Genomic DNA, 20,104 nt, shown 5'->3' on the forward strand with positions numbered 1-20,104 from the left:
AAAGGATGTATCAGGAATTATTGACAGCATGGAAAATAAGGCGGTAAGATACAAGAAAGGAGAGCAGAGGGGTGAGAGAATGGAAAAGAATGAAGTATTAATTATCGAATCGGATAAGGACTGGATAAGTTTTATTAAAGGGGATACAGTTATATGGTTAGTGTGTATGGTAATGATTGGTGGATCGTGGGGAGGTCTTGGTCTGGTTGGAGTATCACGCAGAACCGTGATGGACACGGATGATATAATAGGAATGATATTTATAGTATTTTGTATTATAGCAGAAAGCTTATTTCTATTATTGTATATCTATCGTATGTGGCTAAATATAGGTCGAAAGCTGATATTGGACAAAACAGGAATTTTGGTTAAACTATGGTTTTATGAAAAAAAGTATAGTTGGGATGATTTTAGGATTAGACAATTACGAAAAAAGTTAGGAAAGTATTGTTATGATGAAGGACTATTGCTTGCAGTATATAAGCATCCACCAAGACAAAATAGTAATTGTGAACTTTTTACTTCAATAAGACATCCGTTTGGTGGTGGTATCGTTATTAATTTTAAGATGCACAGACCTATTTTGGTGCATGAAATAGCTAATTTGTATATAAACGGTGAAATGATGGCGGCAGAGAAGGAAGAGCTGCTTTCCAAATTAAAAGAATGGGGAGTTGATTTTGAAACAAAGCGCCCGAAAAACTTTGATATTTTTCAAGACAAAAAGGGAAGATTACAGTCCAGAAGAAATGGAACCGCCTGGATCTTACTCGCGGCTGCTGTTTGGATTTTACTTTTAGGTTTTATCATATATCCAATCTTTATCTGGAAGAATCCAGTACTGATTGCTATCTTTATTCCATTTTTTATTGCTCTTGTTCCGGTTTATGTGGTAGTCACCAGTAGAAAAAGTTACCGTTTAAAGATGGATAAAAAAGGCTGTATCCGAAAGTTTCTTTTCCTGTCAAAACGTTATTTGTGGAAGGATTTGCGAGTAAAACTGGTTGTATCTGAGGAAAGCCATTGTGGAGAGGGAGTTTTATTTATCAAGAAAAAATCTGGGAACAGCAGTTCTGCAAGTGAAACTTTCAGCTATGCGTCATTGCATCCATATAGCAGCTTTGTAGCAAATTTTGAAGTGTTTGGAAAAATGTATGGGGAGAAGGATGCGTTGCATGAGATTAACAAAGAGCTGTTTCTGAAAAAAATGAAAGAATGGGGAGTAGAGGTAGAAGGACTGCCGAAAGAAGAATGTTAAATAAAAATACTGCTTAGATATCAGAAAATGATATTCAAGCAGTATTTTTTGTCATATAGCGGAAAAATTTCGCTCGTATAAATTAATCGATCGCTTCCCCTTTTTTATATTTCTCAACTACATGCTGGATACGTTCGCTTGGATCAAGGATGCTGCTGATAGAAGCATCATGGTTCAGTGTATCGATTACCAGTGCGATGTACTTGCTCATGTCGCAGTTGATGTAGTAAGGACGGCTGAGCAGTTCCGGTGTCTGATAGATCAGGTTTGTTGTGAGGATTCCGTTGATCAGTCCTTCTTCATAAGCCTGGTCGAATTTTTCCATACCGTTTGTGAAAAGTCCGAAGGTTGCAGCAGCGTAGATACGTTTTGCTTTACGCATCTTGAGCTGGCGTGCTACATCGAGGATACTGTCACCTGACGAAATCATATCATCGAGGATGATTACGTCTTTTCCTTCTACGGAAGAGCCAAGGAATTCGTGTGCTACGATCGGGTTACGTCCGTCTACGATGGTTGTGTAGTCACGGCGTTTGTAGAACATACCCATGTCGAGTCCGAGTACGTTGGCAAAGTAGATTGCACGTCCGGTTGCACCTTCATCCGGGCTGATCGCCATCATATGGTCAGCATCGATCTGAAGATCCGGTACATGCTTTAAAAGTCCTTTTACGAACTGGTAAGTCGGGCGGATCGTCTCAAATCCGTTCAGCGGGATCGCATTCTGGACACGTGGGTCGTGTGCATCGAAAGTGATGATATTGTCAACACCCATGCGGACAAGCTCCTGCAGACCAAGTGCACAGTCCAGTGATTCACGGCCGCTTCTCTTGTGCTGGCGGCTTTCATACAGGAAAGGCATAATGACGTTCAGACGACGTGCTTTTCCTCCTACAGCGGCGATGACACGCTTCAGGTTCTGGAAATGGTCGTCCGGTGACATATGGTTGGTATTGCCGCTGAGCGAATAAGTCAGGCTGTAGTTGCAGACATCGACCATCAGATAAAGGTCTTTTCCTCGTACAGACTCATTGATAATACCTTTGGCTTCACCAGATCCAAAACGCGGTACCTTTGCGTTGATCAGATAGTTCGGCTTTTCGTAGCCGTTGAAAACAAGATTGTCTTTCTGGAAACGAGTCTCTTCCTTTCTCCATTTTACGAGATAGTCATTGACTTTATTTCCCATCTCTTCACAGCCGTCTACAGCAATAATGCCGAGAGAGCCAACTGGAATATTATCCAGAATTCGTTCACTTCGATGTAACATCAGTGTTCCTCCCTGTACATAAGTTTCTTTTGAATGCGGATATCATCACCGGCAAGGCGAAGTATCTTATAATGGTTGCTTATCCGGGAAAATGTACGTTCTGTATAGTTCGTCTTGATTTCCTCCAGAGTAAGATTAGTAGAAATGATCGTGGATTTCCTGTTCAGGATCCGATCATTTAAACACACAAAAAGCTGAGAAACGACAAAGTCTGTATTTCGTTCGGTTCCCAGGTCATCAATGATCAGCAGATCACACTGGTGGATCTGCTCATATAAAAGACAGCTCTCATCATTCCGGGTCAGTGCTTTTTCAAGGAGCGCATCGAAAAATTCAGAGGCAGTCAGGTAAAGAACGGAATGCAGAGAATCCATCACTTCTTTTGCAATGCAGTGACTGAGAAATGTCTTCCCAATACCAGTATTCCCAAAAAGGAGCAGATTACCATGTTCGGTATCAAAATTGTGGATGAAATTCATACATTCCTGATAAGCCCGCGTTGCAAGCTCGCGGGAATTCTGACCGGAAAGCCGGTCTCTATAATTGGATGAATAATAATCAAAATTAAAATGTTCAAAATTTTCCTGTTCGAGAAGCCCTTTTAAGTTGGACTGGGTGTAGAACAGATCAATGATCGCTTTTAAAAAGCAATGGCACTTTTTCGTGCCGACATAGCCGGTATCCTGACAGTCCGGACATTCAAAATGCTGTTCCAGATAGTCTTCCGGGAATCCGGCGTCGGAAAGGAGTCGGCGGCGTCTGTCAGAAAGAGACCGGATCCCTTCCTTCAAAGAAGCGAGGGCAGTGCCATCGCCTGCGAGCAGCTTTTTCGCCTGATCAAGACTGGCAGAAGAAATAGAGGCATCAATCGATGCAAGCTCCGGAACCTTCTGGCAGGCACGCTCGTAGTGAAGATTCGCGAGGTCGCGGCTCTTCGCTCTTTTTTCTTCATATACGCGCATCAGCGCATTGTATTGTGAATTAGTTAACGGCACAGTGTTCCCCTTTCTTAGTTACTGCGTAATAATTTTTTGGTAAGCTCGTCCATATTGTAAGAACGTTCTTCAAAATTACGGAATTTGGAAGGCTGCTGGGCAGAAGGTGTACGGTTTTGCCCCGAAGGAGTTTTCCTTCGGTCTTTTTCCTGCTCAAAGGCAGAATCAAGACGCTCAACATCTGCCAGTGTACGAACGTTGCCCGTCTTCCAGTTTTCGAGAATCTTGTCAGTATATTCAAAACTTGGCTGGTGGATTGCACTGATGGTGCGGTTGCATGCTTCCAGAATGAGATCCAGTTCGAAATTCCCATCCTCCAGCCATTTGCGGATATAATCCAGTTCGGCAGATGCAGGTCCCCGCCCTTTGATGCCAAATGCATTCAGGATAGAATAGCAGGTTTTGTTGTAAAATGCAGAGGAATTACGTGCCTGATCGACGGTTGTAATATGTTCATCTGCCCATGAAAGTGCTACTTTCTGAATGTAATGCATGCTCTTATGTCCGTTCTCCACACAGTATTCGATCAGATACTCGATCAGGTCTGCGGAAAAACCAAGGGAATCATAAAAGTAGGTAATCGCATCAACATCGGTACGGGATAAGGTTTTGCCAAGATATTGTTCAGCAATAAAAAGAATCTGCTTTAATTCTCTTCTTGCAGCAAGGGAACGTCTTGATGCAGGAAGATTCTGACCGGCAGCTTTGTCTGAAACAGTGGTATTTCCATCAGACTGCGCGACCGGAGATTTTTCATGAACGGAAGCAGACTGTGCGGAAGGTGTATGGAAAGCCGCTTTGACAGGTGTCTGATGAGTTGGTGCTTTTCCGATACAGATTCCGGCGAGTTCATTTGTTTCGTCATATTCGAGAGAAAGAATTCCTTCTTTTTCCCAGTATTTGAGTGCGCGCAGGATATCGCCTTCGGTATTCTCCAGAAGGTCTGCCATCTGCGGGATATCCGGAAGCTGCTCCGGGATATTCTGATAACGGAGAAGAAGAAGATAGACTTTTACATATTCTCCGTTCGCAGATACCATATAATGATCGATAAAGTCATTCTCCACGATCGTTATGTTATTGTGGGAATGATTGCGCAAAATAAGTGCACTCATAATTTCCGCTTCCTTTCTTTTCTGACTTTGTTCATTATAACATCATCCCAGATTGTAAAAAAGAATTTTCTGACGGAAATTTTTGTTATTACAGATAAAATTTCGCAAATATTGGAGAAAATCAGGCTTTTAACAGGTCTTCTCCAATAGTTACAACATCTCCGGCACCCATTGTGATCAGAAGATCGCCAGGCTGGCAATGGGTGGTGACGAACTCTTCGATGGCTGCAAAGCTTGGAAGATAAGTTGCGTCACATCCATGTTCTTTGACTGCATCTGCAAGCTGTGCAGAAGAGATGCCTAAAGTATCTGTCTCACGTGCTGCATAGATGTCAGCAAGGATTACATGGTCTGCATGTGCGAGTGCTTCAGCAAATTCTGAGAATAATGCTTTTGTACGTGTATAAGTATGTGGCTGGAAAATACACCACAGCTTTTTATGTGGATAATGTGCAGCACTTTTCAGCGTTGCAGCAATCTCTGTCGGATGGTGTGCGTAATCATCAATGATGGTCACTCCGCCGACTTCACCTTTGTATTCAAAACGGCGGTCTGTTCCGTGGAAGGAAGCAAGACCTGTCTGGATCGTCTCAGCAGGAACACCAAGAATATCGGCAACTGCGATTGCCGCAAGTGCGTTATATACGTTGTGCTCACCGCCAACTGCAAGAGCGAGATGTGCAACATTCTGTCCGTCTTTTACGACATCGAAAGAGGCATTGCCCTGTTCGCTATAAGTAATATTGGCTGCACTGTAATCCAGGGAAGCTTCTTTGCCAAAAGTGATAACACGACAGGAAAGATCGGAGGTGATCTCTTCAATTTTATCAATATCTCCGTTGATGACGAGAGTTCCGTTTTCCGGAAGAAGCTTAGCAAAAAGGTGGAAAGAATTACGGATATCGTCCAGGTCTTTAAAAAAGTCCAGGTGATCCGCATCCACATTCAGAATAATACCGATTTTCGGGAAAAAGTGCAGGAAACTGTTGGTATATTCGCATGCTTCCGTAATAAAAAGGTCAGGTCCGCCGACACGGATATTGCCTTCGATCGCTTTCAGGATACCGCCGACAGAGATTGTCGGATCCAGGTCTGCTGCAAGAGCAATATGAGAAAGCATAGAGGTTGTGGTTGTCTTACCGTGTGTACCGGATATAGCAACCGGTGTCTTATAGTTAGTCATAAGCTGACCGAGTAATTCTGCTCTGGATAACATCGGAAGATTCTGACGCTTTGCTTCTGCAAATTCTTCGTTGTCTTCGTGGATCGCTGCGGTATAAACTACAAGGTCGATACCGTCTATAATATTGGAAGCTTTCTGACCGTAAAATACGGTTGCACCATTCTGAGACAGATGATCCGTAAGTGCCGATTCTTTGTTATCGGATCCGGATACTGTGAAGCCTTCTTCAAGAAGGATCTCAGCGAGTCCGCTCATACTGATGCCGCCAATTCCGATGAAGTGGATATGGCAAGGCTGATTAAAATCAATTTTATACATAATGACACTTCCTGTTCTGTGAATTTGTTTCATAGTATTTGACTTACGTGCATAATTATAACATAGATAGGTCAAAAACCAAACCTTTTCTTTTTGTGATATTTCTATAAAAAAGATAGGTAAACAGAAATATTTTTGTAAAATATGTTCACTATATGTATGTAATATGTTATAATGAAAAAACCAGAATTACTGAGAAGGGGTGAAGACATGATAAAAAAGGAAATGATAGCAATGCTATTGGCAGGAGGACAGGGCAGCAGACTTGGCGTCCTGACTGCAAAAGTTGCTAAACCGGCTGTTGCATTTGGCGGCAAATACAGGATCATTGATTTTCCGCTGAGTAACTGTATCAACTCAGGAATCGATACAGTCGGTGTCCTGACCCAGTATCAACCACTCAGGCTTAATACACATATTGGAATTGGTATTCCGTGGGATCTGGACCGGAATATCGGAGGGGTGTCAATTCTTCCGCCGTATGAGAAGAGTACAAGCAGCGAATGGTATACAGGAACGGCGAATGCAATTTATCAGAATTTGGAGTATATGGAGACATTTAATCCGGATTATGTACTGATCTTATCAGGAGATCATATTTACAAGATGGATTACGAGGTCATGTTGGATTTTCACAAGGAGAATCATGCAGATGTGACGATCGCGGCAATGCCGGTTCCGATCGAAGAAGCAAGTCGTTTCGGAATCGTAATTACCGATGAAGACAAGAGAATCACCGAGTTTGAGGAGAAGCCGGCGAATCCGCGGAGCAATCTTGCGTCCATGGGAATTTATATTTTCAGCTGGCCGGTGCTCAAAGAGGCACTGATTAAGATGAAAGATCAGCCGGGATGTGATTTCGGAAAGCATATCATTCCGTACTGTCATGAAAAGAAGCAGAGACTGTTTGCATATGAATATAATGGTTACTGGAAGGATGTCGGTACATTGAGTTCTTACTGGGAAGCTAATATGGAACTGATCGACATTATTCCTGAATTTAATCTTTATGAGGAATTCTGGAAAATTTATACGAATAATTCAATTATACCGCCACAGTATATTTCAAAAGAAGCTGTGATCGACAGAAGCATCATTGGCGACGGAGCTGAGATATACGGCGAGATACATAACTGTGTGATCGGCGCAGGTGTTGTTGTTGGACAAGGCTGCGTGATCCGGGATTCGATCATCATGCAGGATGTTGCGATAGGAAATGACTGTGTGATCGACAAAGCGATCATTGCGGAGAATGTTAAGGTTGGAGATAATGTAACCCTTGGAATCGGCAATGAAGCACCGAACAAGCTCAGGTCTGATATCTACAATTCCGGACTGGTTACGATCGGTGAGAATTCTGTGATTCCGGCAGGAGTACAGATTGGAAAGAATACTGCGATCAGCGGTATTACCGTGAAGGAGGATTATGTACAGGGTGCTCTTGAAAGCGGCGGAGTATTGATAAAGGCGGGTGACAGATCATGAGAGCAGTTGGAATCATTTTAGCAGGCGGTAACAACAACAAGATGCGGGAGCTTACACAGAGGCGTGCAGTGGCAGCGATGCCGATCGCAGGAAGCTACCGGGCAATTGATTTTGCACTCAGCAATATGTCCAATTCGCACATCCAGAAGGTAGCAGTACTTACTCAGTATAATGCACGTTCACTGAATGAACATCTGAATTCTTCCAAGTGGTGGGATTTCGGACGTAAGCAGGGTGGTCTTTATGTATTTACACCGACGATCACCGCAGACAATGGCTACTGGTATCGTGGAACGGCAGATGCGATCTATCAGAACCTGGAGTTCCTGAAGAGGTGCCATGAACCTTATGTGATCATCACATCCGGTGATGCGGTTTACAAGATGGATTATAACAAAGTACTGGAATACCACATTGCCAAGAAAGCAGATATCACTGTGGTATGCCGGGATTTGGATCAGGGCGAGGATGCAACCCGTTTTGGCATTCTGAAGATGAATGAAAATATGCGGATCGAAGAATTTGAGGAAAAACCGATGGTGGCAAATTCCAACACGATTTCCACAGGAATCTATATCATCCGCAGACGTCAGCTGATCGATCTGATCGAGCATTCAGCTGAGGAAGACAGATATGATTTTGTAACGGATATCCTGATCAGATACAAGAATCTGAAAAAGATATACGGTTATAAGATAAAAGACTACTGGAGCAATATTTCCACGGTCGATGCCTATTATAAGACAAACATGGATTTCCTCAAACCGGAAGTCCGGAACTATTTCTTTAAGCAGCTTCCAAGTATTTATTCCAAGGTGACAGATCTGCCTCCGGCAAAATATAATCCGGGTGCGGTCGTTAAGAACAGCCTTGTGGCAAGCGGAAGCATTATCAACGGAACCGTTGAGAATTCGGTTCTGTTTAAAAAAGTGTTTGTTGGAAATAATTGTGTGATCAAAAACTCAATTATTTTAAATGATGTGTATCTTGGGGACAATACTTACATTGAGAACTGTATTGTAGAGAGCAGGGATACGATCCGTGCCAATACACGGCATGTTGGTGAAGATGGCGTGAAAGTAGTAATAGAAAAGAACGAAAGGTACGCATTATAAAAACTGAGGGGGACTTGTAAGAGTCCGGATCAGAAGGCATGCCGGTCAAATAAAGGAAAAGGAGCGGACCGGTATGTGCGTTACTGGAGAAAGGGGCTAGAAAGTTATGCAGATTACAGATGTACGCGTGCGCAAAGTAGCAAAAGAAGGAAAATTAAAGGCAGTAGTATCAATTACAATGGACGAAGAATTTGTTGTTCACGATATTAAAGTCATTGAAGGGGAAAAAGGACTTTTCATTGCAATGCCGAGTAAGAGAGCACTGGATGGGGAATATCGTGATATTGCGCATCCAATCAATTCCGGTACAAGAGACAGAATCCAGAAGATCATTCTGGACAAGTATGCGGAAGTACTGGAAGAGACTGACGACGCGGAAACTGCAGAAATCTAAGTACAGAAAAATACTGAAAACAAAAATCCCGGAGACTGGAAGTAAAACCAGTTCTCCGGGATTTTTATATTTTGAGAAATGATATTTCTACGACGGTCAATCGCGCATAAACTGATCGATTACATAGAGAACTCCGTCATCATCATTTGATTTTGTGATAAAATCTGCTTTTTCACGGACTAGTGGCTGTGCATTTTCCATTGCCACTCCAAGACCTGCGGTTTCGATCATAGTCAGGTCGTTGTATCCGTCACCGCAGCAGATCATTTCATCAGCAGTCAGACCGATGCTGGTAAGAAGCTTCAGAAGAGAGGCGGCTTTGTCTACATTCTTTGGAACAATTTCGAGGAAAAATGGATCCGAACAGTAAACATCGATATAACCATGGAAATGAGCGGACATTTCCTCTTTAGCAGCAGCGATGCTGTCTGGTTCTCCGGTCAGGAGAAATTTATTGTTTGGAAATGTGGATACTTTCTCGCAGAAATTATCAATTTGTACAATTGGTAAATGGTTGATCCGGGATTCTAATTCGGAATATTTTGTCGGGGTAAATCCGGACAGAAGCTGTCCATCCTCATAAGCCAGAATATCAACCGGGTAGTTGGAAGCGATCCGGTAGATATCCGGGATCACGTCCTGCGGAAGTGTTTTGTTGTAAATGACCTGGCCGGTGCGGCAGTCAGTGATCCGTGCTCCGTTGAAGGATAGGATATAGCTTCCGTAACGTTCCAGATGGAGCTGCCTGGCAAGGGGAACCACGCCGTATGTAGGGCGACCGCTTGCAAGAACAACTTTTTTTCCGGCTTCCTGGATCTCGATCAGAGCCTTTAACGTTGGTGGAGTGATTTCTTTCCTGGAGTTGGTAAGTGTTCCGTCCAGGTCAAGAACAAGTATCTGATATTTCATGTCTTACCTCTCTTAAAACTTCATCTGTCTGAGTACATCAATGATCTCAGGAAATTCCATACCGTGGGAAGCTTTGACCAGAATGGTATCATCTTTTTTGACAACATTCCGGATTTTTCCCAGGAAGTCCTGTTTGGTTTTAAAGTAAAGTACGGCACTGCTCTTTGCACAGGCTTTTGCACCTTCATATGCGTGGTGGGAAAGTTCTCCGATACAGCAGATCACATCAATGCCGATCTCGGCAGCATGTGCGCCGGTATTGTAGTGAAGTTCATTCTCCTTATCACCAAGCTCATACATATCGCCCATTACAGCTACGGTTCTTCCTGTTGCGGTAGAAAGTACATCCAGAGAAGATTTCATGGAAACCGGATTAGCGTTGTAGCAATCATCGATGATCAAAAGAGATCCTGTGTCGATCAGATTGGTACGTCCGGCAATCGTCTTCAGGGAAGAGATCCCGGTCTGGATTTCCTCCAGAGTAAGTCCAAGCTTCATGCCGACACATGCTCCGGCGAGAGCATTATAAACCATGTGATTTCCAGGTACCGGGATATGTACGTTGATTTCACCAAGTGGAAGGTGGAGTACAGCGTCAGTTCCGCGAAGTCCCTGACTTACGATTCCGTCTGCATAGGCATCCAGCTGGTCTGAAAGACCGAAGAAAACAGGCTTTTTCCCTTGTACCTCTGCGACTGTGGAAAGTTTGTCGTCATCTCCGTTTAAGATGACAGAAGCATTTGGACGTAGATGATCAAAAACTTCGGTTTTGGCTTTTAAGATTCCGTCGCGGCTTCCGAGATTTTCCATGTGTGCAAGACCGATGTTGGTGATTACACAGATATCCGGCTGGCTGATGGATGCAAGTTCATGCATCTCTCCGAAATGGTCAATTCCCATCTCCAGGACAGCGACTTCATGTTCTTCGGTAAGATTGAAGATGGTAAGCGGAAGTCCGATTCCATTGTTAAAGTTTCCCTCTGTCTTAAGAACATTGTATTTCCGGGAAAGGACAGAGGCAATCGTCTCTTTGGTGCTGGTCTTGCCAACACTTCCGGTGATGCCGACAACCTTGATGTCAAGCTGCATGCGGTAAAACGCTGCGATATCACGAAGTGCTTTTTCGCAGGATTCTACATGAATGCAGGGACAGGTAAGGGAAGAAGGATCTTCTTCTGTAAGAGTAGCAAGTGCACCCTGTTCCATAACCTGTGGGATAAAGGTGTGGCCGTCTACACGGGCTCCTTTGAGTGGAACAAAAAGAAATCCCGGTGCTGCTTTCCGGCTGTCGATTGCAACGCCGGTAATCTCTTTTTCAAGAAAACTGCTGTCGCCATGGAAGGTTCCATGGCAGGCAGCGGTTATATTTTTTAATGTCATATTTTTCATCGGTAATACCTCTTTTCAAATTGTAACCTAGTCATCAGCACTCATGCGGTCAAGAAGCTGTTTCTTTACTTCATAAAGTCTTGGAGACAGATCGATATACATCTGGTGAGGATTGAAGAGTCGTTTGGATTCATCCCACAGGGTATCTTTTTCCTGACGGCAGTAAGCGGCAATCTCTTTGACAGACGGGGAAGTGTAGACACATTCACCGTTGATGAAGATTGGCTGCATCATTTCGCGGACGGTATAGGTTCCGGCTTTCATCTTTGTCTTTTTCCATGTCTCGCTTGGATCAAAGAGGAGAAGATCTTCCTCCGGATTGATTTCTTCGTCTACAAAGCAGATATAATCAGCTTTCATCTTGCCGGTTTCTTTTTCGTAAATACGGTAAACCGTCTTGTTGCCCGGATTGGTGATCTTTTCTGTGTTCTCAGAAAGTTTGATTTTAGGTTCGAACTCACCATTCTTATTCTGGATGGCAGCGAGTTTATATACACCACCGAATGAAGGACAGTCTTTGGAGGTGATCAGATTGGTTCCGACACCCCATGAATCGATCGCTGCGCCCTGCATTTTGAGGTCGTGGATCAGATATTCATCAAGGTCGTTGGATGCGCAGATCGTTGCTTCTTCAAAGCCGGCCTCATCCAGCATTTTACGTGCTTTTTTGGACAGGTAGGCAAGATCGCCACTGTCAAGACGGATACCAAGCTTTCTCGGGCTGATGCCGGCATCTTTCATCTCCTGGAAGACACGGATCGCATTCGGCACACCGGATTTTAAGGTGTCGTAAGTATCGACAAGAAGGGTACATCCTTCAGGATAAAGATCTGCATAGGCTTTAAATGCGGTATATTCATCCGGGAAACTCATGATCCAGCTGTGTGCATGGGTTCCCATAACCGGAACGTCAAAAAGCTTGCCGGTAAGTACGCAGGAGGTTCCCACGCAGCCGGCGATCACGGCAGCACGTGCACCGTATAATCCGGCATCCGGTCCCTGGGCACGGCGAAGCCCGAATTCCATAACACCGGTATCACCGGCAGCGTATACGATACGGGAAGACTTGGTCGCGATCAGACACTGGTGGTTCAGAATGTTCAGGATTGCGGTTTCCACAAGCTGAGCTTCCATGATCGGGGCAACGACTTTGAGGATCGGCTCCTTTGGGAAGATCAGGCTTCCTTCTGGAATTGCGTAAATGCTTCCGGTAAAGTGATAGCCGCTCAGATACTGAAGAAAATCTTCAGAAAAAATGTGGAGACTGCGAAGGTAATCCACATCATCATAGCTGAAGTTCAGATTTTTCACGTATTCAATAACCTGTTCAAGTCCGGCTGCGATTGCATAACCGGAAGAAAATGGGTTGGAACGGTAAAATACATCAAAAATTACGGTAGGATTGTCCTGCTTATCGTAATAACCCTGCATCATAGTCAGTTCGTATAAGTCTGTAAGTAATGTTAAATTTTTAGAATGCATAATCGTACCTCTTTTCTGTTATAGGTTTAGATCAGACTGGCGTTTTTCTTAATTGTGTCCTGAATAAGATCATGACAATAGATTCCAAGATGTTTTCTTGTCTCTTTATCCAGTTCTTTTGGATAAATTGGTTTGCCGTATTCGATGACGACATGTACTTTTTTTACACGTGGGAAATGTGCTTCAAAAATGTCAGCAGTATTGTTCATGCTGATCGGAATGATCGCACACCCGGTCTTTTCGGCAATTTTAAGTGCACCGTCACGGAATGGAAGCATAGAAAGTTCTTCGCCATTGTTGCGGGTTCCTTCCGGGAAAATGCAGATGGAAATGCCATTTTTTACATAATCAATTGCCTGAAGGATCGTCTTCAGACCTTCTCTCATATTGTCTCTGTCAAGGAAGAGACAGTACAGATTCTTCATCCATGTGGAAAGAAGCGGAATTTTTTCCATTTCTTTTTTGGCAACATAACCGGTCAGACGCCTGCACCGGCTGTAAGTAAGGAGAATATCAAAATAACTGCGGTGGTTGCCGATAAAGAGTACCGGTTCATCCGGAACATTTTCTTCACCGATCACGGTTGTCGTGACACCGGTCATCTTAAGAATCACTTTAAAGCCCCACTGAACGATGCGCAGAGAACTGATATCTTTGGCTCTGCGATTGAATTTACCAATGATCCATTCCACCAGAAAAACCGGAATGGACAGGATCAGGTAAAGAATTAAAAAGACTGCGATACAGATAAATCGTATCATTACCCCAAAATCCTCTCTTTCATTGTATAAAGTAACATACTTTTCTTCGATTATACTATTCGAGGCATGAAAATACAAGGAAGATAATATGATAATAAAGAGACAAAAAAATGGAAAAGTTTGTGAATAATTATGAGAATAAAATGCCGTGTGACAGGGGTGATCTGGATGCTGATTTTCCTTGGCGGCTGTCAGGTCATGGAAAAAGAGGAAGCGGGTGGAGAAATGTTGGAATATTCCATTGTGGATGAGAAAAAAGTTCCGGCGGAAATGACCGAACGCATTGCCGGGATGGAAGAAACCCCATTTCAGATCATGTATGTGCAAGGAGACCGGCTGTATGTCGGACAGGGGTATGGGAGACAGGAAATGGAGGGATATGCGATCCGGGTTGATGGCTGTACGGAAGAAAAAGATGTGATCTGTGTACAGACAACACTTCTGGGACCGGGAAGTGACGAGACAGAAAAAGATGGGGAGGAGATGGGAAATATCTGTATGCGGGAAGATGGATTTTCCCAATACCCATATGTTGTCCTGGAAATGGCAAAAAGCGAAAAACCGGTGATATTTGAGTAGGAGGCTGACTATGGAACTGATAAGAAAACAGGTACGCATGAATCAGATGGGCAAAACAGTGACGGATCAGTTTATGATCGGTGGGGATTATAATGTACCAGATGCGAAAAGTGACGTGGGAAAAGTGCTTTCCGGTGAGGGAAGTCTGCGGATTGAAGAGACAAGAAGAGTGGAAAATTATCTCCGTGTGACGGGAAAACTGAATTTTAAAGTTTTGTATGTGACAGATTCGGGAGATCCGCGTCCCGGAGCTTTAGAGGGAATGATTCCGTTTGAGGAAATGGTCTACATGGAGGAAGAGAACGGAGAAGGCGAAGACATTGTGCAAGTTCAGCGGGTGGAATGCGGGGTATCACTGATCCATTCGAGAAAGCTTGCGGTAAAAGCGCTTGCGGAAATGACGGTACATACAGAGCAGATCACAGAAAAACAGGTGACACTTGATGTGGATGGGGAAGAGGGAATCTATCTGAAAAAATGTCCGGTGGAGCTGCTGCAGCTGTTTACCGCGAAGAGAGACATTTACAGGATCAAAGAGGAGATTAAGATACCGGGGACCAAAGAGAATATCGGAACGCTCTTGTGGACAGAGGTAAGCTCCCGGAAAATGGATACCAGACTTGTGCAGGATGCTATGCTGATAAATGGAGAATTGCAGATCTTTGTTCTCTATGAATCCCAGGAGGGCAAGACAGACTGGGTGGAGCAGACGGTTCCTTATGAGGGGCGGATCGAGTGTGCCGGAGCAGAAGAAGGTATGTATCATCATGTCTATGACCGGCTGGATGATATCAGTGTGGAAGTGCGGATGGATGAGGACGGTGAGATGCGTGCGCTTGGCATTGAAGCGGCACTTCAGGTTCGTCTTTTTGTCTATGGGGAAGAAAAGCTGGAGCTTTTAGAGGATGCGTATTCCCTTGATAAAAAATGTGTTTTGGAGACAGAAGAAGTTGTTGTTGAGGAGCTTCTGATGCAGAATCATTCAAAAAGTAAGATCACAGAACGATTAAGCCTGCCGGAGCTGAAAGATGAGATCCTTCAGGTGTGCCACAGCAGCGCAGATCTGCAGATAGAAAAAATGGAAGTGCAGGATGGAGGAATTCTGGCAGAGGGGATTCTCAATGTCAGCTTTCTGTATGTAAAGGCAAACGATGAAGTACCATTTGGTGTGTGGAAGGGGATGGTTCCGTTCTCGGCAATGCTTGAATGCCGGGAAGGAAGCAGCGATATGAAATATGACGTCACATATGCAGTGGAGCAGCTTGCGGTAGATCTTGCCGGAAATGATGAAGTAGAGATCAAAGCGGTCGTGGCGTTCAGAAGCTTCATGCGAAAAGCGGAAAAAATACAGATGGTGACAGAGGCTGCACTTGTGGATTATGAAAAAGAAGAGCGGATGAACCAGCCGGGAATTGTGGGATATATCGTAAAAGACGGAGATGATCTGTGGAGCCTGGCAAAGAAATATTCGACCACAGAAGAAAGCATTCTGCTTAATAATGAATTATTATCAAAAGAATTGAAAACGGGTGATAAAATATTGATTTTTCGGGAGAGTTTGAGTATACTATAGTAATGAAATGATGTATACAAGATACAAAAAAAGGTCGAAAAAATACAATAAGGAGATACACGCATGGATAAACTGGAGTTAAAAGCACTTGGGAAGATCAATCTTGGACTTGATGTGCTGGGGCGGCGGGAGAATGGTTATCACGATGTGCGCATGGTCATGCAGACGCTATATCTGTACGATAATGTGACGCTGCAAAAGAAGTCGGCCCCAGGTATCGAGATCGATTCAAATCTTTTTTATCTGCCGAATGATGAGGACAATATTGCATGGAAAGCGGCAAAGCTTCTGATCGATGAATTTGATATCAAAGACGGGATCAGAATCCATCTGGACAAGCATATACCGGTTGCAGCGGGAATGGCAGGCGGAAGTTCCAATGCTGCGGCAGTGCTTTACGGAATGAACCAGATGTTCCGGTTGGGACTTTCTCAAAAAGAGCTGATGGAAAGAGGCGTGAAGCTTGGGGCGGATGTTCCTTACTGCATTATGCGCGGAACGGTACTCGCAGAAGGAATCGGGGAAAAACTGACGCCGCTTCCTCCGATGCCGAAATGTCAGATTCTGATCGCCAAGCCGCCGATCAGTGTATCGACAAAGATGGTTTATGAAAAGCTGGATTCCTGTGAAATCAAGGAGCATCCGGATATAGATGGTATTCTGGACGGATTGAAGAACCAGGATCTTGAGCAAGTGGCAGCATCCTTGGGTAACGTGCTGGAAAAGGTTACGGTTGAAGCATATCCGGTCATTGCACAGATCAAAGAATGTATGATGGAAGCAGGTGCTCTTGGGGCGATGATGAGTGGAAGCGGTCCGACTGTATTTGGGATTTTCAGGGATCGCAGGACAGCGAAGGAAGCATTTACAAAAGTAAAAGCACAGAATCTGGCAAAACAGATTTATCTTGCAAATGTGCATAACGTCAGGAGGAGATAAGAATGGATATGGATTTTGAAGTAAATATGAATGAATACCTGCCGTTGAGAGATGTTGTGTTCAATACACTCCGGAAGGCAATTTTAAGAGGAGAACTGAAGCCGGGAGAACGGCTGATGGAGATCCAGCTTGCCAACAAGCTTGGAGTAAGCCGCACCCCGATCCGTGAAGCAATCCGTAAACTGGAGCTGGAAGGTCTGGTTCTGATGATTCCGCGAAAAGGGGCAGAAGTGGCACAGATCACAGAGAAGAATATGCAGGATGTGCTGGAAGTCAGAAAGGCACTGGAAGAGCTTTCCGTACAGCTTGCGTGTGAACGGATCACGCCGGAGCAGGTTGAAGAAATGAAGATGGCAGCTGAAGATTTCCGTAAAGTCTTAAAGAGTGGTGATGTGACGAAGATCGCTGAAGCAGATGTAAAATTCCATGATATTATCTTTGCCGCAACCAATAACCAGAGACTGATCACGCTGCTGAACAACCTGCGGGAACAGATGTACCGGTTCCGCGTAGAATACCTGAAGCAGAAGGAATGTTATCCACAGCTCCTGGAAGAACATGATAAGCTGATCGCACTGATTTCGGGTGGAGAGGTTGAAGAGGCATGTGAGCTCATGGGATGTCATATTGACAATCAGGCTTCTACAGTATCGGATGTTATCCGGAGAGATCAGGTAGAATATCACAGATAAAAATGTATAGTTTTCCATATGTTGTCAATACTCCTGGTATCAAAGACAGGAGGTACATACGAAAATGAAAAAAATAAAAGCAGTGGTGCTGGTACTGATCATGATTCTGTGTGGTGCGGCATTTGCAAGGGGAATGCAGGTGGAAGCGAAGGCGAATGCAGTGCAGGAAAAGTTATCCGGTGAGGTGTTCCGCTTTCATGTGCTTGCCAACAGTGACAGCAAAGAAGACCAGGAGCTTAAGATGAAGGTGAAAGAGGCTGTTGTAGATTATATGTGTGAGAATCTTTCGAATGCAGGGAATGCAGCGGAGGCGAAAGCATGGGCGATCTGCCACAAAGAAGAACTGATCCGGACGGCCAGGGAAGTCTTGCAGGAAGAAGGATGTAACGATCAGATAACAGCTGAGGTCGTGCGGTGTGAATTTCCGGACAAAACTTACGGAGACATCACCTTCCCTGCAGGCTGGTACGATGCACTCCGGATCAAGATTGGAAAGGCACAGGGGCACAACTGGTGGTGTGTTCTTTATCCGAATCTCTGTTTTATGGATTCTGTCCATGCAATTGTTCCCAAAGAAGGGAAGGAAGAGCTGCGGAGTGTGCTGACGGATGAAGAGTATGCGATGATCGTAAAAGGCACACCGGTAAAAATCAAATGGTTTTTCTTGCAATTGACGGAGTAAATGTGTAGAATATACTTCAACGAAGATGGCAGGAAAATTTGTTTCGCCTAAGGCAAAGGAAAGTTTAATGACGGATATACTTGTAAAATTATTTGTAAAAGATTATAAAGATGTAGAAAAGGTGTCTGTCCGTACAGCATATGGAGTGCTGGCAAGCGGAGTAGGCATCTTTTGTAATGTTCTGCTGACGATTGCGAAGATGGTGATAGGAATCCTTCTTCACAGTGTGTCTGTTACTGCAGATGCATTTAACAACTTATCGGATGCAGGTTCTTCGATCATTGGAATGATCGGAGTGAAGATGGCAGAAAAACCGGCAGACAAGGAGCATCCTTTTGGGCATGGCAGGCTGGAATACATAGCGGCACTGATCGTATCCTTTCTGGTGATTGAAGTTGGATTTACCTTTTTCAAAAATGCGATCGTGAAGATCCGGGAGCCGGAAGAGTTAAAATTCAGTCTGGTGTCGATCCTGATCCTGGTGTTGTCCATAGGTGTGAAGCTGTGGCTTGCGATGTTTAACCGGAAACTTGGTGAAAAGATTTCTTCCCAGGTGATGATGGCGACGGCGGCAGATGCACTTGGAGATGTGATCACGACAGCAGCGACGATCCTGTCGGTTGTATTCTGGCGGATTACAGGGATCAATATCGATGGCTTTGTCGGACTTGGTGTTTCACTGGTCGTTATGTGGGCCGGATTTGGGATTGCGAAGGATACGCTTGAGCCGCTGATCGGAATTCCGGCGACATGGGAAGATTATGAGAAGATCAAGCATTTTGTGGAAAAATACGCTGGAATCGAGGGCAGTCATGATCTGGTGATCCATAATTACGGACCGGGAAGAAGTATGGCGATCATTCATGCAGAGGTTCCGAATGATGTCCCGATTGATGTATCCCATGAGATCATTGACCGGATTGAGAGAGAGGCAATGGAACAACTGGGGATCTCGCTGACAATTCATATGGATCCGGTGGAGACTCGTAATGAAGAAGTACTTCAGGCAAAACATGAGACAGAAAAAGCTGTGGAAGCATTGGATCCGAGATGCAGTATCCATGATTTCCGCATGGTGAATGGAGAAAAACAGATCAATCTCATTTTTGATTTTGTCATTCCGAGAGAGTATTCTGAGGAAAAAGGGAATGAACTGACACTGACTTTGATGGACCGATTGCAGCATCATAACCCAAAGTATCAGTGTGTTATCACATTAGACAGAAGTTATGTGGAAGAACAGAGGTAAAAGAGATGTATACATTTGAAAGCAGAGTACGATTCAGTGAAGCAGACCATACGGAGCTTCTGACATTACCGGGGCTTGTTAATTATTTTCAGGACTGTAGTACTTTTCAGTCTGAGGATATCGGATATGGCGTGGAATCACTGAAAAAAAGCGGGCAGGCATGGATTCTTTCCGCATGGCAGATTGTAGTAAACCGTTATCCGAAACTCGGGGAACATATCCGGGTGTCCACCTGGGCAACGGATTTTACCGGACTTTTCGGACTTCGTAATTTTAAGATGGAGGATGAAGCAGGCGAGATGACAGCCTGGGCCAATTCGGTCTGGGTATATATGAATATGAAAAAAGGAAGACCATGCAGACCGGCGAAAGAAGAGGTCGAGGCTTATCGGCCGGAAGCACCACTGGATGTAGAGTTTGCGCCGCGTAAGATCGTGCTTCCAAAAGAACTGGAAGATGGAGAAAGTTTTCCGGTAAGACGTCATCAGATCGACACAAACGAGCATGTCAATAACTGCCAGTATATCCAGATGGCAATTGATGTGGTGCCGGAATGTGAGCGTGCCGGACAGATCCGGGTAGAATATAAAAAATCCGCAGTTATGGGTGATATTATTTATCCAAAGATGGCGGTAGAGGAACAGAGAAAAATAGTGGAACTTTGTGATGCGGAGGAGAATCCGTATGCGGTAGTAGAATTCAAGGAGAAATAAGAG

The 20,104-nt window shown here is 44.2% G+C and carries 19 protein-coding genes; 11 read left to right on the plus strand and 8 right to left on the minus strand.

Annotation, left to right across the window (positions count from 1 at the left end):
* The first annotated feature begins 79 nt into the window (after positions 1 to 79).
* On the plus strand, positions 80 to 1,258 hold the full coding sequence (locus tag PGY05_RS02660; RefSeq protein WP_270475313.1) for a hypothetical protein: 1,179 nt from the start codon (positions 80 to 82) through the stop codon (positions 1,256 to 1,258).
* An 82-nt stretch (positions 1,259 to 1,340) separates the two neighbouring features.
* Here PGY05_RS02660 and PGY05_RS02665 read toward each other — a convergent pair whose 3' ends face one another.
* From PGY05_RS02665 to murC, 4 genes are all read right to left on the minus strand, one after another.
* Positions 1,341 to 2,528 carry a ribose-phosphate pyrophosphokinase gene (locus PGY05_RS02665; protein ID WP_055297435.1) on the minus strand — a complete coding sequence of 396 codons (1,188 nt, stop codon included), beginning with the start codon at positions 2,526 to 2,528 and terminating at the stop codon, positions 1,341 to 1,343.
* Positions 2,528 to 3,523: an ATP-binding protein gene (locus tag PGY05_RS02670; RefSeq protein WP_270475314.1), complete on the minus strand. Its 996-nt coding sequence runs from the start codon at positions 3,521 to 3,523 to the stop codon at positions 2,528 to 2,530. The genes PGY05_RS02665 and PGY05_RS02670 overlap by 1 nt, the downstream gene beginning before the upstream one ends.
* 14 nt (positions 3,524 to 3,537) lie before the next feature.
* Positions 3,538 to 4,638: a DnaD domain protein gene (locus PGY05_RS02675; protein WP_055261721.1), complete on the minus strand. Its 1,101-nt coding sequence runs from the start codon at positions 4,636 to 4,638 to the stop codon at positions 3,538 to 3,540.
* Between the two features lie 121 nt (positions 4,639 to 4,759).
* Positions 4,760 to 6,139, minus strand: a complete 1,380-nt coding sequence (murC, locus tag PGY05_RS02680; RefSeq protein WP_055261723.1) for a UDP-N-acetylmuramate--L-alanine ligase — start codon at positions 6,137 to 6,139, stop codon at positions 4,760 to 4,762.
* Positions 6,140 to 6,349: 210 nt separating this feature from the next.
* Here murC and PGY05_RS02685 point away from each other — a divergent pair, with 210 nt between their 5' ends.
* The 3 genes from PGY05_RS02685 to spoVG all read left to right on the plus strand — a co-directional run bounded on the left by PGY05_RS02685 (position 6,350) and on the right by spoVG (position 9,133).
* On the plus strand, positions 6,350 to 7,624 hold the full coding sequence (locus PGY05_RS02685) for a glucose-1-phosphate adenylyltransferase (RefSeq protein ID WP_055157904.1): 1,275 nt from the start codon (positions 6,350 to 6,352) through the stop codon (positions 7,622 to 7,624).
* Positions 7,621 to 8,739: a glucose-1-phosphate adenylyltransferase subunit GlgD gene (glgD, locus tag PGY05_RS02690; protein WP_055157906.1), complete on the plus strand. Its 1,119-nt coding sequence runs from the start codon at positions 7,621 to 7,623 to the stop codon at positions 8,737 to 8,739. The genes PGY05_RS02685 and glgD overlap by 4 nt, the downstream gene beginning before the upstream one ends.
* A 106-nt stretch (positions 8,740 to 8,845) precedes the next feature.
* A complete protein-coding gene (gene spoVG / locus PGY05_RS02695; RefSeq protein WP_008368997.1) occupies positions 8,846 to 9,133 on the plus strand; it encodes a septation regulator SpoVG in 288 nt (95 codons plus the stop codon).
* A 96-nt stretch (positions 9,134 to 9,229) separates the two neighbouring features.
* Here spoVG and PGY05_RS02700 read toward each other — a convergent pair whose 3' ends face one another.
* The 4 genes from PGY05_RS02700 to PGY05_RS02715 are packed head-to-tail and all read right to left on the minus strand — an operon-like array spanning position 9,230 to position 13,674.
* A complete protein-coding gene (locus PGY05_RS02700) occupies positions 9,230 to 10,042 on the minus strand; it encodes a Cof-type HAD-IIB family hydrolase (RefSeq protein ID WP_055157909.1) in 813 nt (270 codons plus the stop codon).
* A 12-nt stretch (positions 10,043 to 10,054) separates the two neighbouring features.
* Positions 10,055 to 11,431: a UDP-N-acetylmuramoyl-tripeptide--D-alanyl-D-alanine ligase gene (locus tag PGY05_RS02705; protein WP_022221116.1), complete on the minus strand. Its 1,377-nt coding sequence runs from the start codon at positions 11,429 to 11,431 to the stop codon at positions 10,055 to 10,057.
* A gap of 27 nt (positions 11,432 to 11,458) precedes the next feature.
* Positions 11,459 to 12,913, minus strand: a complete 1,455-nt coding sequence (locus PGY05_RS02710) for a nicotinate phosphoribosyltransferase (RefSeq protein WP_055157914.1) — start codon at positions 12,911 to 12,913, stop codon at positions 11,459 to 11,461.
* Between the two features lie 26 nt (positions 12,914 to 12,939).
* Positions 12,940 to 13,674 (minus strand): lysophospholipid acyltransferase family protein, encoded by a 735-nt coding sequence (locus PGY05_RS02715; RefSeq protein WP_022221115.1) that lies wholly within the window; start codon positions 13,672 to 13,674, stop codon positions 12,940 to 12,942.
* Between the two features lie 132 nt (positions 13,675 to 13,806).
* Here PGY05_RS02715 and PGY05_RS02720 point away from each other — a divergent pair, with 132 nt between their 5' ends.
* From PGY05_RS02720 to PGY05_RS02750, 7 genes are all read left to right on the plus strand, one after another.
* Positions 13,807 to 14,253, plus strand: coding sequence for a protease complex subunit PrcB family protein (locus tag PGY05_RS02720; RefSeq protein WP_008368986.1), 447 nt, complete (start codon positions 13,807 to 13,809; stop codon positions 14,251 to 14,253).
* 10 nt (positions 14,254 to 14,263) lie between these two features.
* Positions 14,264 to 15,826 (plus strand): DUF3794 and LysM peptidoglycan-binding domain-containing protein, encoded by a 1,563-nt coding sequence (locus tag PGY05_RS02725; protein ID WP_270475315.1) that lies wholly within the window; start codon positions 14,264 to 14,266, stop codon positions 15,824 to 15,826.
* A gap of 63 nt (positions 15,827 to 15,889) precedes the next feature.
* Positions 15,890 to 16,765 carry a 4-(cytidine 5'-diphospho)-2-C-methyl-D-erythritol kinase gene (gene ispE, locus PGY05_RS02730; RefSeq protein WP_055297431.1) on the plus strand — a complete coding sequence of 292 codons (876 nt, stop codon included), beginning with the start codon at positions 15,890 to 15,892 and terminating at the stop codon, positions 16,763 to 16,765.
* Between the two features lie 2 nt (positions 16,766 to 16,767).
* Positions 16,768 to 17,457 carry a GntR family transcriptional regulator gene (locus PGY05_RS02735; protein ID WP_008368980.1) on the plus strand — a complete coding sequence of 230 codons (690 nt, stop codon included), beginning with the start codon at positions 16,768 to 16,770 and terminating at the stop codon, positions 17,455 to 17,457.
* Positions 17,458 to 17,521: 64 nt separating this feature from the next.
* On the plus strand, positions 17,522 to 18,139 hold the full coding sequence (gene spoIIR, locus PGY05_RS02740; RefSeq protein WP_022221114.1) for a stage II sporulation protein R: 618 nt from the start codon (positions 17,522 to 17,524) through the stop codon (positions 18,137 to 18,139).
* 67 nt (positions 18,140 to 18,206) lie between these two features.
* Entirely contained in the window at positions 18,207 to 19,388 is a 1,182-nt protein-coding gene (locus PGY05_RS02745) for a cation diffusion facilitator family transporter (protein WP_022221113.1), read from the plus strand.
* 5 nt (positions 19,389 to 19,393) lie between these two features.
* Positions 19,394 to 20,101, plus strand: coding sequence for an acyl-[acyl-carrier-protein] thioesterase (locus PGY05_RS02750; RefSeq protein ID WP_270475316.1), 708 nt, complete (start codon positions 19,394 to 19,396; stop codon positions 20,099 to 20,101).
* The last annotated feature ends 3 nt before the right edge of the window (positions 20,102 to 20,104 follow it).

It is taken from the genome of Coprococcus sp. AF51-11b1 (assembly GCF_027682785.1).
Lineage (GTDB): Bacteria > Bacillota > Clostridia > Lachnospirales > Lachnospiraceae > Allocoprococcus > Allocoprococcus comes.

Coding starts and splice junctions, on each gene's coding strand:
- PGY05_RS02660 (WP_270475313.1), top strand. CDS start 80: ATGGAAAAGAATGAAGTATTAATTATCGAATCGGATAAGGACTGGATA.
- PGY05_RS02665 (WP_055297435.1), bottom strand. CDS start 2,528: ATGTTACATCGAAGTGAACGAATTCTGGATAATATTCCAGTTGGCTCT.
- PGY05_RS02675 (WP_055261721.1), bottom strand. CDS start 4,638: ATGAGTGCACTTATTTTGCGCAATCATTCCCACAATAACATAACGATC.
- murC (WP_055261723.1), bottom strand. CDS start 6,139: ATGTATAAAATTGATTTTAATCAGCCTTGCCATATCCACTTCATCGGA.
- PGY05_RS02685 (WP_055157904.1), top strand. CDS start 6,350: ATGATAAAAAAGGAAATGATAGCAATGCTATTGGCAGGAGGACAGGGC.
- glgD (WP_055157906.1), top strand. CDS start 7,621: ATGAGAGCAGTTGGAATCATTTTAGCAGGCGGTAACAACAACAAGATG.
- spoVG (WP_008368997.1), top strand. CDS start 8,846: ATGCAGATTACAGATGTACGCGTGCGCAAAGTAGCAAAAGAAGGAAAA.
- PGY05_RS02700 (WP_055157909.1), bottom strand. CDS start 10,042: ATGAAATATCAGATACTTGTTCTTGACCTGGACGGAACACTTACCAAC.
- PGY05_RS02705 (WP_022221116.1), bottom strand. CDS start 11,431: ATGAAAAATATGACATTAAAAAATATAACCGCTGCCTGCCATGGAACC.
- PGY05_RS02710 (WP_055157914.1), bottom strand. CDS start 12,913: ATGCATTCTAAAAATTTAACATTACTTACAGACTTATACGAACTGACT.
- PGY05_RS02715 (WP_022221115.1), bottom strand. CDS start 13,674: ATGATACGATTTATCTGTATCGCAGTCTTTTTAATTCTTTACCTGATC.
- PGY05_RS02720 (WP_008368986.1), top strand. CDS start 13,807: ATGAGAATAAAATGCCGTGTGACAGGGGTGATCTGGATGCTGATTTTC.
- PGY05_RS02725 (WP_270475315.1), top strand. CDS start 14,264: ATGGAACTGATAAGAAAACAGGTACGCATGAATCAGATGGGCAAAACA.
- ispE (WP_055297431.1), top strand. CDS start 15,890: ATGGATAAACTGGAGTTAAAAGCACTTGGGAAGATCAATCTTGGACTT.
- PGY05_RS02735 (WP_008368980.1), top strand. CDS start 16,768: ATGGATATGGATTTTGAAGTAAATATGAATGAATACCTGCCGTTGAGA.
- spoIIR (WP_022221114.1), top strand. CDS start 17,522: ATGAAAAAAATAAAAGCAGTGGTGCTGGTACTGATCATGATTCTGTGT.
- PGY05_RS02745 (WP_022221113.1), top strand. CDS start 18,207: ATGACGGATATACTTGTAAAATTATTTGTAAAAGATTATAAAGATGTA.
- PGY05_RS02750 (WP_270475316.1), top strand. CDS start 19,394: ATGTATACATTTGAAAGCAGAGTACGATTCAGTGAAGCAGACCATACG.